Origin of the sequence: Empedobacter brevis NBRC 14943 = ATCC 43319, assembly GCF_000382425.1 — a bacterium.
GTDB classification, from domain to species: Bacteria; Bacteroidota; Bacteroidia; order Flavobacteriales; family Weeksellaceae; genus Empedobacter; species Empedobacter brevis.
This window is the reverse complement of sequence record NZ_KB908298.1, coordinates 14,093-26,427: the sequence shown is the minus strand read 5'-3', so window position 1 is coordinate 26,427 and position 12,335 is coordinate 14,093. Positions and strand designations below refer to the sequence as shown.

Annotated in this window: 11 protein-coding genes; 5 read left to right on the top strand and 6 right to left on the bottom strand. The window is 32.0% G+C overall.

The annotated features are described in order from the left end of the window. The first annotated feature begins 111 nt into the window (after positions 1 to 111). Positions 112 to 1,239: a redoxin domain-containing protein gene (locus H277_RS0112430; protein ID WP_026357576.1), complete on the top strand. Its 1,128-nt coding sequence runs from the start codon at positions 112 to 114 to the stop codon at positions 1,237 to 1,239. A gap of 13 nt (positions 1,240 to 1,252) precedes the next feature. Here the strand turns inward: H277_RS0112430 and ybaK are convergent, their stop codons facing one another. After that, the gene (ybaK, locus tag H277_RS0112425) at positions 1,253 to 1,741 is read right to left on the bottom strand and encodes a Cys-tRNA(Pro) deacylase (protein WP_019975923.1); all 489 of its coding nucleotides are present in this window, start codon (positions 1,739 to 1,741) and stop codon (positions 1,253 to 1,255) included. An 83-nt stretch (positions 1,742 to 1,824) separates the two neighbouring features. Between ybaK and H277_RS0112420 the strand changes: the two genes are divergently transcribed. Together H277_RS0112420 and tyrS are read left to right on the top strand one after the other, a co-directional pair. Beyond that, the gene (locus tag H277_RS0112420) at positions 1,825 to 2,283 is read left to right on the top strand and encodes a YciI family protein (protein ID WP_019975922.1); all 459 of its coding nucleotides are present in this window, start codon (positions 1,825 to 1,827) and stop codon (positions 2,281 to 2,283) included. A gap of 202 nt (positions 2,284 to 2,485) precedes the next feature. Beyond that, positions 2,486 to 3,688, top strand: coding sequence for a tyrosine--tRNA ligase (tyrS, locus tag H277_RS0112415; protein ID WP_019975921.1), 1,203 nt, complete (start codon positions 2,486 to 2,488; stop codon positions 3,686 to 3,688). Positions 3,689 to 3,736: 48 nt separating this feature from the next. On the opposite strand, the gene H277_RS0112410 is transcribed toward tyrS, so the two are convergent. Beyond that, positions 3,737 to 4,576 (bottom strand): GNAT family N-acetyltransferase, encoded by an 840-nt coding sequence (locus H277_RS0112410; RefSeq protein WP_019975920.1) that lies wholly within the window; start codon positions 4,574 to 4,576, stop codon positions 3,737 to 3,739. Positions 4,577 to 5,166: 590 nt separating this feature from the next. Between H277_RS0112410 and H277_RS0112405 the strand changes: the two genes are divergently transcribed. Both H277_RS0112405 and H277_RS0112400 read left to right on the top strand, forming a co-directional pair. Further along, positions 5,167 to 6,489, top strand: a complete 1,323-nt coding sequence (locus H277_RS0112405) for a DcaP family trimeric outer membrane transporter (protein ID WP_019975919.1) — start codon at positions 5,167 to 5,169, stop codon at positions 6,487 to 6,489. A 14-nt stretch (positions 6,490 to 6,503) separates the two neighbouring features. After that, positions 6,504 to 7,883: an MFS transporter gene (locus H277_RS0112400; protein WP_019975918.1), complete on the top strand. Its 1,380-nt coding sequence runs from the start codon at positions 6,504 to 6,506 to the stop codon at positions 7,881 to 7,883. Positions 7,884 to 7,999: 116 nt separating this feature from the next. Here H277_RS0112400 and H277_RS0112395 read toward each other — a convergent pair whose 3' ends face one another. From H277_RS0112395 to H277_RS0112380, 4 genes are all read right to left on the bottom strand, one after another. Next, complete coding sequence (locus H277_RS0112395; protein WP_019975917.1) at positions 8,000 to 8,287, bottom strand: HU family DNA-binding protein; 288 nt, start codon at positions 8,285 to 8,287, stop codon at positions 8,000 to 8,002. 132 nt (positions 8,288 to 8,419) lie between these two features. Further along, positions 8,420 to 9,361, bottom strand: a complete 942-nt coding sequence (gene fmt, locus H277_RS0112390) for a methionyl-tRNA formyltransferase (protein ID WP_033422700.1) — start codon at positions 9,359 to 9,361, stop codon at positions 8,420 to 8,422. A gap of 2 nt (positions 9,362 to 9,363) precedes the next feature. Then, positions 9,364 to 11,226 (bottom strand): RecQ family ATP-dependent DNA helicase, encoded by a 1,863-nt coding sequence (locus H277_RS0112385; protein WP_019975915.1) that lies wholly within the window; start codon positions 11,224 to 11,226, stop codon positions 9,364 to 9,366. A 54-nt stretch (positions 11,227 to 11,280) separates the two neighbouring features. Then, positions 11,281 to 12,282 carry a hypothetical protein gene (locus H277_RS0112380; protein WP_019975914.1) on the bottom strand — a complete coding sequence of 334 codons (1,002 nt, stop codon included), beginning with the start codon at positions 12,280 to 12,282 and terminating at the stop codon, positions 11,281 to 11,283. Between the last annotated feature and the right edge of the window lie 53 nt (positions 12,283 to 12,335).

Here is a 12,335-nt window from a genome sequence, read left to right as displayed (position 1 = left end):
TTTAATTCTCATTTCGAAAAGAAATTAAGTTTTTGGTCTTATATAAGATTTGAAAAAGAGTTATCTTGTGAAAGTTTTAAATCCACTCGTTTTGTTTAAAGTAAATGTCTTATGTTAAGAATTTGTACTCTTTTATTCGTCGTTTTTAGTTTATCTTTTGTGAAAGCTCAGAATTTGAATGTAGGCGACCAATTCCCGATCAATAAAATTGAGAATTTAGATCAGTCATCTCATCTGAAGATTATCATTTTTACACCAAGTCTTTACAAGACAAATGACTATGCAAGTATGCTGACAACGTCTTTGTATTATTATTTTGTTCAAGGATTAGCATTTACATCGAAAAATTCACCTAAAATAGATGTGATTTATGTTGTAAATGAAGAAGATAAATGGGGTAAAGAAGTCAAGCAATCTTTTACATTTAATGATTCTTCAAATCAAAATAAATTGAATGGGGCACAGGTCATTTATGATGATTATGGAAAAGTTTATCAGTCGTTGGGATTAAAACCATTTAAGCAAAATTCAATTTCGACTATTATACCTGTTTCTTTGTCTGCGAATAAGATTTTAGTGGAAAGCTCAATACTTTTTTTATTGGATAAAGACAATAAAATTATTTTGAGAGATAATGATTATCGTGCACAAGGAGAACATTTGAAACCGCTAGAAAAATGGGTTAAAAAAATATCGAAAACGGACGAGATAGACGTTGATTTAAAGACAAATAGAATTTTGAAAGTAGGAGATAAAGCACCGGATTTTATTTTGAATGGACCAAATTATGAAAACAATTCAAGCATAAAATTACTTGATGATACCTCAAATTTCAAAGTACTGACATTTTATCCGGCAGCATTTAGCGGTCAGATTTTACCTGATTTTACCTCAATTGATAAAAAAGCAATGATGACTTGTGCTGCCCAAATCCAATTGATTGATCATAATCCTTTGCTAGGTAAAGTGAAAAGCTACGCTATCTCAAGTTCGACAAATCCTCTATTGGAACGATGGAAATCTGCTTTAAGAACAACTAATATTACCTATCTTAACGATTATAATTATGAAATTTCATTAGCTTATAACTCTTACAATCGTTTAGGTTATAACAATAGAGCAACTTACGTTATTGATAAAGATGGAATTATAGTATATGCAAATCCGAATCTTACATTTGAAGAAGAGGCGAAATTTCCTGCTATTTTAGAAGAATTAGTGTTGAATAATAAGAATTAACAGAAAGAAATGTTCAATAGAATTGAGTGATATCTGCAAATTGAGCTCCAATTAAAGGTTTTAAATCTTCCGCATTTAATAGAATTTGTAAGCCTCGTTTTCCTGCGCTAATACATATTCGGTCTTGTAAGATAGCCAATTCTTCGATATAGGTAGGAAATTGTTTTTTCATTCCAATTGGCGAACATCCACCGCGAATATAACCTGTGACATTCAGTACATCTTTTAAAGGAAGCATTTCGCAATTTTTGTTCCCGGAAACTTTGGCAAACTTTTTCATATCAAGATGCGTATTTGCAGGGATTACAGCAACAATGTAAGGTTCTACATTTCCTTTTAAAATCAATGTTTTGTAAATTCCCTCAGGATTCACGCCCAAAGATTCTGCTACATGCATGGCATCAACATGCTCTTCGTCTACTTCATATTCACGTAATTCGTACGGAATTTGGTGCGTATCTAAAATACGGACTGCATTTGTCTTTGCAGTTTTCTGACTCATCAAATATAATTTTAAACAAAGTTAAGTTGAAAAATATTTTTATAGAAAATCTTTTTTTAAACTATTTTTATAAAAACTTACTTATGAAGAAATATTGTATTTTATTCTTATTTATTTTTTCTGTTGCATTATCTGCTCAGACAACCAATAAAAACTATGACGAAAATTTAGCGAAAGAATTAAGGGCTGACGATTATGGAATGAAATCTTATTTCTTAGTGATTTTAAAAACAGGACCAAATCAATCGACTGATAAAAATTTAATTGCTGAAAAATTCAGAGGGCATATGGAAAATATCAACCGTTTGGTAAAAGATAAAAAATTGGTTGTAGCAGGACCTATGGGAAAGAATGAAAAGAATTATCGTGGAATTTTTATTTTCCAGGATGTTGCCTCAATGGAAGAAATGCAGCATATTTTGCAGACAGATCCCGCTGTTGAAGCTAAACTTTTAGATGTTGAAATTTATAATTGGTATGGATCGGCGGCATTACCTGTATATTTAGAAACTTCGGATAAAATCTGGAAAGAAAATCCATAAACTGAAAAACTATGCTTAACTTTGCACTATAAATGAAGTTTTTGCAACACATATTACGTTTGCCATTTTTTAGCACTTATTATCGTACAGTATTTGCTCGGGTAGACTATGTGTATACTTCGTATTAATTTTGTACGTCAAAAATTTAATCATAATCTACAGCCCGGGCAATTTTGCCCGGGCTTTTTTATTTTGAAAAAACATGAAAAATCTTAAAAGTTTAAAAGAAAACGTCGCTATTTTTTTGCCGGAAAATGGTTTGGAAGAAAAATTGAAATTATCTGAAAAAGAAAATCGTCCGCTACGGATCAAACTTGGATTTGATCCTACTGCGCCAGATTTACATTTAGGACATGCAGTTGTGTTGAAAAAATTGAAAGAATTTCAAGATTTAGGTCATCAGATTGTTATTTTGGTTGGTAGTTTTACAGCTCAAATAGGGGATCCTACAGGAAAAAATAAGAGCAGACAACCTTTGAATGCGGAGCAAGTACAAAAAAATGCTGAGACATACATCAACCAATTATCCAAAATAATCGATGTAGATAAAGCTGAAATTGTTTTTAATTCTGACTGGTTAAATCAATTAGCATTCAATGAAGTGATTCAATTGTTATCAAAAGTTACAGTTGCACAATTGATGCATAGAAACGATTTTAATAAACGTTTTACGGAAAATACACCAATCGCCATGCACGAATTGGTATATCCTATTTTACAGGCATTTGATTCGGTCCAGATTCATGCGGATATTGAAATGGGAGGAACAGACCAATTGTTCAATTGTACAATGGGACGTCAGTTACAGGAAACAAATGGAGGTGCAGCTCAAATTGTGATGTGTATGCCGTTGTTACGAGGAACAGACGGAAAAGAAAAAATGAGCAAATCGCTAAATAATATTATTGGATTGACGGATGAACCAAATGAAATGTTTGGCAAAACAATGTCAATTCCTGATGATTTGTTAGAAGAATATATTGCATTGGCAACAGATTTTTCCATTGAAGAAAAAAAGCAGCTCAACGAGCAGTTGAAAACAAATAATCCGATGCTGATTAAAAAATTAGTTGCGAAGAATATTATTACGCAATATCATACAATAAAAGAAGCAGAAACAGCAGAAGAATTTTTCAATAATCAATACCAGAAAAGAAATAATGAAGATCGTATTTTTGACGTAATTGAAATTTCATCTCTAATGGTTGAAAATGAAAAGATTAATTTATTAGAGATTTGTCATCAATTAAAAAATGATTTATCAAAAACAGCAGTGAGACGCTTAATAGAGAGTGGGGCAGTCCAAATTAATGGAGAAAAAAAGATGGATCCTTTAAGTAATTTTAGTTTAGAAAATGGGGTAAAAATTAAAATTGGAAAGCGCGATTTTTTTGAATTAAAATAGGGTTAACTAAAAAAAGAGCTTCTCAAAATAGAAGCTCTTTTTTTAGTATTATAATTCTTTTTTCATTTCATATTGTTTGTCGTACAATTCTAATCCTAATGATTGTATAAAATCATTTGTTGAGATTTCTTTTTCATCAACATTAATCATTTTGATTTCTTTATTTTTAAGGTCACTGAATAGGATAGAAGCCAAATAACGGTTTCTATAATCATGATGGACACCAAATTGATAGATACGTGTATTATTCTTATTAATAATTTTATAGGCAACTAAGATTCCGTCTTCATAAATTCCGTTGATTTGACAGTCCTTGATAATATTTTTAACACTCTGAATATCATTTTTCCACGTAGGTTTTATATCCCAAAAATTTTCACTGGTAATCAAATCCAACTCTTCAAATTCTACAATTTCATGCAATGGATTGACAACTAAAATTGGAATTCCTCTGTAGCTGTTAAGTACTCTGGTTTTTTCAAAACCACATGCTTCATAAGCATTTATTGCAAAATCATTTTTTATGTTGACTTCTAAAAAAATATTTTTCACATGAAATTCTTTTAGTCTAGGAAAACTAAAGTCTAACATTTGTTGGGTGATTTTTTTTCCTCGATGTTCAGGACAAACCCCTGTTCCTCCGATATATGCTGTTTTTAGACCATCATACTCTCGTATTCCGTAAAGTAAAAATCCAACCAATTTTCCATCAATGCTTGCTCCAATAGAATAGTCAAGATGAATGTCTTCCATTTTCAACTTTCCTTGAAACTGTTCTACTGAAAGATGAATGGTTACGTAATAATTTTGATAAGAAAGGTTATATAAAGCAGTTAACTCTTCTAAATCAACATTAGTTAATGAATGTATTTCAATGTTTGTTTGCATAGTTATAATTTGCAAAGCAAAAATAGCTCCAACATTTATCTTTTTTCTAAAAAAAAACTTAAAAAATTAACTTAAATTATAGTTTATTAAATATTTCTGTTTTAGAATTTAATAAATAATTGACCTATATTATGATGTAGACTGAATATTTATACATAAATTTTATGTATAATTCAGTTTCATGTAAATATAATTAGAAAATTCCCTTTTTTTAGTGATTTAACATAAGCTTATTAATGATTATGCCGAATAAAATTCTGTATTCAATAAATTTGCATACATTTTTAAAACTAAAACTACGAGAGAAGATAAGTTTCTCCTCATTTGTGAAATCACTATTCTTCTCTCGATTTTTCTTCTTAGTTTCTAATAAAAAAAATATGTTGATAAGTGTATTTGGTACACTATTTTGAATGCGATATTCATAAAATTTCTTTCCGAAATCATTCACAAAATAGTTATTTCTTAAAAAATTCCTCAGAAAACAATTAATTTAATAAAGTTGGAATATTTTATTCATAAATGAATAACGAACATTTGTTAGTTTTTTTCTTTTGATTATTTTAGTCACTCAAAATTATCACAAAAAAATGAGTAATAAATTTACAAAAATGGCTTACCTGGCCATGTTTTGCAGCTATAGCTATGTCTATGCTCAGCAGAGCGCGATAGATAGTGTTGTTGTAGATAAACCGGAAATAGTACAAGTAAAGGAGAACAAAGACAAAGTAGAAGTACAGTTTTATGGATTTATTCGAAATGATATTTTCATGGATACACGCCAAATGATTGGAGCTGGAGAAGTATTGGTACCACTTTATCCAAAAGACCGATTATTGGATGTAAATGGTGCAGATATCAATGATGCTTCAAAATTCCATATGCTATCAATTGTTTCGAGAGCTGGGGTTAACTTAAAAGGACCGGAATTATTGGGAGCTAAAACTTCGGGTATTTTAGAAGGAGAATTTTTTGGAGCAACAGAAGGAGGGATTAACGAATTTCGACTGCGACATGCTTATGTCATGTTAGATTGGGAAAAAACGCAATTAGGGATTGGACAATATTGGCATCCGTTTGTTGTATTAGAAGCTTTACCAAATGTAGCAAATTATGGAACAGGTGCACCAGTTTATGCGTTGAATAGAAATCCGCAAGTTCGTTTAACGCATAAATTTACCGATAAATTTAAAGTGATTGCTGCATTGCACTCGCAGCGTGATTTTACTCCAAATACAGAACCTTTTCGAAATAGCGGAATGCCAGCGGCTCATCTTCAGTTTCAATATAAATCGCAACTTTTTACAGCTGGGATTGGAGCACAATATGAAAATCTAAAGCCTAAATTATCTTCCGGAAATCCACCTGTCAAGTCAACTGAACGAGTAGAGAATATTTCATTTATGGCGTACTCTAAGTTGAATACAAAACCATTACAGATAACTGTTGCGGGGTATTTGATGCAGGATGCCTCGTCGTTTGTACAGCTTGGAGGAATAGTTGGGTACCAAACAAGTCCAACCGCAGTAGAAACATATAAACCCATGAATACACATAGTATGTGGATTGATTTACAACAAAATTCTACAGGAAAATTTTCATTTGGATTATTTGCAGGATATGTTAAAAATAATGGAGTGAAAGACCCGGTTGAAGGAGCGACAGCAACTTCGTATGGTGTAACCACAAGCTGGGGAGCTATTTCTGCAACTCCCGGGACACGAACAGTAAATTATTTGTACAAAGTTGTTCCCCGTTTAGATTTTACTTTAAGCAAAGCTTTAAAGTTCAGATTAGAGTACGATCGTAGTACTGCACAATGGGCAGATGCAACAATAAAAGGAACCGGAACAGAGAATAAATACTTGGCCAATAACAATAGATTTCAACTTACAACATTATTTAACTTCTAAAATCATAAACAAATATGAGTACAAATACTTTAGATACTTCGCATACAGTTGCGAAGAAGGATAACATTTTCCAAATTATTTTGGCATCATCAGTAGGAACATTAATTGAATGGTATGATATGTTTTTGGCCATTATCTTGGCAAGCGTACTTTCGACACAATTATTCCCCAATGATGGTTCTTCACATTTCTTAGAAACTCTCGCAGTAGTTGTATCTTCATTTATGTTTCGTCCGATCGGTTCTTTAATTTTTGGAAGTATCGGAGATCGTATTGGTAGAAAATATTCATTCTTAGTTTCTTTAATTATGATGGGAGCAGCAACATTTTTAATTGGTTGTATTCCAACTTTTGATAATGTAGGTTGGTTTGCCCCTGTTTTGTTATTAATTTGCCGCATCATGCAAGGTCTTGCAATTAGTGGAGAGTATGCTGGTGCGGTCATCTATGTGGCAGAGCATGCTCCGGCTGAGAAAAGAGGTTTTTACACAGGATTTATTCAGGCAACAGTTCCAATAGGACTTTTGTTATGTTTATTGGTCGTTTTCTTAACACAATCATTTTTATCAGAAGAAAGCTTCAATAGTTTTGGATGGAGAATTCCATTTTTATTTAGTGGAGTATTGGTTATTTTAAGTTATTTCATTCGCCAGCGTTTACACGAAAGTCCAATCTTTGAACAGTTAAAGAAGGAAGGAAAAACATCTAAAACGCCAATTAAAGATGCTTTTACAACTCCAGGAAATGTAAAACTGATGCTGAAAGCTATTTTTGGGGGAAATGCAGCACAAAGTACAATTATGCAAACGACCTTGTTTGTCACTTTATTCTTTTTGCAAAGAGCAGTTAATTTGCCTTACGAAACAGTATTAATTGTTGTTTTATGTTCGACATTATTCAGTTCTTTCTTTTATCAATGGTTTGGAGCATTAAGCGACAAAATTGGTCGAAAACCTGTCATGTTGGGAGGAATGATCAGTAGTTTTATTCTTATTCCCTTATCATTTTTCTTGTACATGAAATTAGGAAACCCGGAAGGGTTGAAAGATGTCCACAGCATTTCTAACTTAGCTGTTTTCGGAATTATAGTAGTTAGTTTAATTACGTCTATTGCAGGAGCTGCTACTTATGGACCTCTTGGAGCATTTATGTTAGAGATTTTTCCAACTAAGATTCGGTATACAAGTATGGGGTTTGCTCAGAATATGGGAAATGGATTTATTGGCGGAGCAACAACATTTATAACGGAATTAATAAAAAGTACACTTATTGTTTCTGCTGCAATGTCTCCATATGTTGGGCTTGCTTATCCTTTGGTATTAATATTTATTGCAATTTTAGTCAATTATTTTACAATCCCGGAAACATATAAAACAGATTTAACAGAAGATTAAATTTTAAAAAGTAAAAAAGGACTCGAATAAACGAGTCCTTTTTTAAGTAGAATGTAAACAGAAAAATCTTCAATAAAAAAACCACTTCATTTGAAGTGGTTTTTTATATCAAGAAATTATTTTTTCTTTTTTGTATCAACTGCTCCTGATAATTCAGATCCAGCTTTGAATTTAGCTACCGTTTTAGCAGCAATTTTGATTTCTTTTTTAGTTTGAGGATTGATACCTGTTCTTGCAGCTCTCTCAGAAGTTGAGAAAGTCCCGAATCCTACTAAAGCAACTTTATCACCTTTTGCTAAAGCTTTAGTTACATTTTCTGTAAATGAGTTCAAGGCTTTTTTAGCAGCTTCTTTAGAAATTCCAGCGTCCGCTGCAATCGCATCAATAAGTTCTGATTTGTTCATAGTTGTAACTTTTTAAATTAATTTATACACAAATATACTCTTTCCCTTTATTTGTGCAAGTTTCAACGTAAAAAAAATCAAGAAATTTTACATTTTTTAAGAAATTTGTGTCGAAAATCAGTAAATAAGTACTTATTTTACGAATAAGGTGTCTTCGTTTTGATGCCCATTGATAAAGTCTTTCGCTGACATACGGCGTTTTCCTTCCGGCTGAAGTTCTAGTATTTCATAAACACCTTGAGGCAGTTTTAGATAAAGGTTATTCTTTTGTAAGACAAGTTGGAAATTTTCGGCTTCCAAAATCAAATCTGTTTTTAAACCGCCATATATTTTTAAAGATTTATAATTCTCTCCATTTCCAAAAGTTGTCCAGGCACAAGGATAAGGAGAAAGCCCTCTAATTTTATTGTGAATATTTTGAATGGTCTCGTTCCAATCGATTTTACAATCTTCTTTAAATATTTTTGGAGCGTGTCTCAATTCATTTGTTTCATCTTGCGGATGAGGTTTTAACACATCATTTTCTAAACCATCTAATGTCTTTACTACCAATTTAGCTCCAACCTGCATCAACTGATCATGAATCTTACCAACGTTATCATTTTCTCCAATTGCGACTTTATCCGCAATTAAAATATTTCCAGTGTCAATTTTTTCATCAATCAGGAAAGTTGTCACTCCGGTTTCAGTATCTCCGTTCATCACGGCCCAATTAATTGGTGCAGCTCCACGATACTGAGGAAGAAGTGAACCGTGTAAATTGAATGTTCCTTTCGATGGAATAGACCATACAACTTGTGGCAACATGCGAAAAGCAACCACAACAAATACATCTGCATTCCAGCTCTTCAATGTTTCTATAAAATTTTCGTCACGTAATTTCTCCGGCTGAGCCAATGGTAAATTGTGTTCTACAGCATATTTCTTCACATCTGAAATATTCATCTTTTGTCCTCTTCCGGATGGTTTGTCAGGAACAGTAACAACTCCAACTATTTCGTGATGACTATTTGTATTGATTTCATTCAAAGATGTCGCCGCAAATTCGGGCGTACCCATAAAGACTACTCGCATTTTTATTCTATTAGTTTATAAGAATCGAATCCAATTGGTTGAACCCGCATTTCGTCGATTAAATATTGTAATTCTTCGACGATTTTATCTTTTGGCGAATTTATGAATTTTGAAAGGATTTCGGCTTGCGTTTTTGAACCTTCTTTCAAATAATCAATTAAATCATTTGAATTGAAGTTTTTTGAATGTGTTTTTGCTTGACAAATGTCACATTTCCCACAATTTTCGTCTGATTTTTGATTAAAATAGCCAAACAACAAACGTTCTCTGCAGATGGTATTTTGTTCAGCATAATAAGCCATAGCTTGCAAACGTTTCCAATTGTTGACTTGAATGGATTCAAAATCTTTCCACAATTTATTTTTGAAAGCAGTTGAATCTCTTGGGACAAGAAATCTAAATCGTGCTAAAAATCGATCCGAATAATTAATTGTTCCATTTTTGTGATAGTCGTGCAACGAATTTCGAATATCACTTATACTCATATGTAAATCGAAAGCCATTTTACTTTCAGAAATCTCTTTATTGTAGGTATAAATTCCTGGATAATGGCGTTGTAAATAATCGAAAATTTTATTTTCGTTCAAATTAATCGTATGTGGTGAGACTAAAATTTGAAGTGTACTGTTTTGTGAATAATTCTTTTGTTGAATAATTTCTTTTGTATTCAGAAATTCTAAAAATTGAAGAACCATTTTTAAGTTTAATCCAAATTTTTCAACAAATTTTGGAATATCTAATTGATAATTCATTTCAGTCAGTTCGCCTTCGGCGAGTTGGAGTTGACTAAATAAACAATTGGATATTTTGACAAAGTCCTGTTGAGAGGGCAAGTTCGCTTTAAAAATATTTTCTGCCTGAATCCGATCATCAGGATTGTAAAGATAGATACCTGAAGCTTCCTGTTCATCGCGCCCTGCTCGGCCAACTTCCTGATAATATGCTTCGATTCCTTGCGGTAAATCGATATGAAAAACGGTACGCACATTTGGCTTATCGATTCCCATTCCAAATGCATTTGTCGAGACCATAATGCGTGTATTACTCAAGGTCCAATCTTGCTGTTTCTGCTCTTTTTCGTCTTTGGTTAGCTTGGCGTGAAAATAATCTGTATCAAAACCATTTTGACTTAGAAAGTTTGAAATTTCATAAGTTAATTTTCTATTTCGAACAAAAATAATACTCGGGCCTGGATATTTTTTTAAATAATAAATCAAATCCTTTTTCTTATCTGAAGAGAGAAAAACATTGTATGAAAGATTTTCTCTTTTTAAAGAAGAATTAAAAACTGCCGGATTTTCAAGTTCAAGTTTTTGAATTATTTCATGTTGAATTTTTTCTGTCGCTGTTGCTGTCAACGCTAAAATCGGAACTTTTGGTAGAATGGTTTTTAATCTGGAAATTCGATGATAAGCAGGACGGAAATCGTGTCCCCATTCAGAAACACAATGTGCCTCATCCACTGCAAGTAAACTAATTTTTATTTGTTTCAGGCGTTCGATAAAAAGTCTGCTTTGTAACCGTTCTGGTGAAACATACAGTAATTTTATTTTATTATTTTGACAATCATCTAAAATTTTTCCGATTGTATTCAAATCTAATTCGCTGGTAATATATGCTGTGGAGATTCCTTTGGATTGTAAATTCTGCACTTGATCTTTCATCAACGCAATTAGAGGTGAAATGACCAAAGTTAATCCTTCGAAGATGATGGAAGGAATCTGATAACAAAGAGATTTACCTCCACCGGTTGGCAAAATAGCCAAAGTATCTTTTCCATTTAAAACACTTGAGATGATTTCCTCTTGAGGTGTTTTGAATGAAGGATAATTCCAATAGCTGAAAAGAATTTCTTTAGGTGTCAAAATACAAAGCTTTGTTGTAAATTTAGTTAAAATCTCTTAGATAGTATGTATAGATTAATCCAACAAACCTTTTCGATATTTAATAAATAATGAAATTTCATTGATAAGTAAAACAAAATTGAATCCTAAAAAGAGAACAATTTCTGAACTCATGTTTAAATAACTTAATTTATCTTCTAAAATCATCAGAGGTATAACGATTGCAGCTGAAAGAAATATACTGATATAAGCCGAACGAATAAGAAAAACTATTCGTAACATATTTCGTTTTGCAACATGCTCGGGATTGATGAATAAAATAATAGAATTAAAAATAATAAAAACAAGAACGGCACTGTTGATCGAAAAAAATGTTGATTCATTAAATGAAGTCAATAGGTTTCTCAGCATATGATACATTCCATGATCGTAACAAAATTTAAGAAATAATACAAAGCTAATCGTTGTTATTCCGATTGTTATTGCTTTATTAATTTGGAATTCTTTTGGAGTCGACAGCGTTTTTTTAGTCGTAAATATTGTAGGAAGGTAGTATGTTTTCTTCTCTAAAAATTTATAAAGTAAAATAATGATTGAAAAACCGGAGAAAATAAACAAAGAAAGCAACTGAAGAGACAAATCGTTTTCGATTGTTTGGTAGTTATTTTCAGAATTATAAGTGTCTTTGGGAACAAAAATGAAAATTAAAATCATCACAACAACATAGAGCTGATAGATGATTCCCCAAAAAGGGTTTAAATAAACAGGTTGTTGATAATCTTTCACAATCTCCGAATAACTTTTACGGGTTCTGTAAGAATTTGAATCGTCATGATGAGGTGTTGAAGATCGAAATATGATGGCAATTACAGCCAAGAGGAATACTGAAGCCATAGAGCCAAAGAACACAAAAGCAGTCATTTGATCGTCTAATAATAAATCTGCAGAAACAATGACTAGAGGAGTTATCACAAATAATAACCATTTTGGGCGAATGCTCACTCGCCAAATTTCCTTAAGAATAAGAGTCTGGAATGCAGCAATTATAAATCCAAAGAATAAAAAAATGATGGTCATATAACAAGATTTGATAAATAGAATAAAGCCAACATTTGTGTTGGCTTTATTAA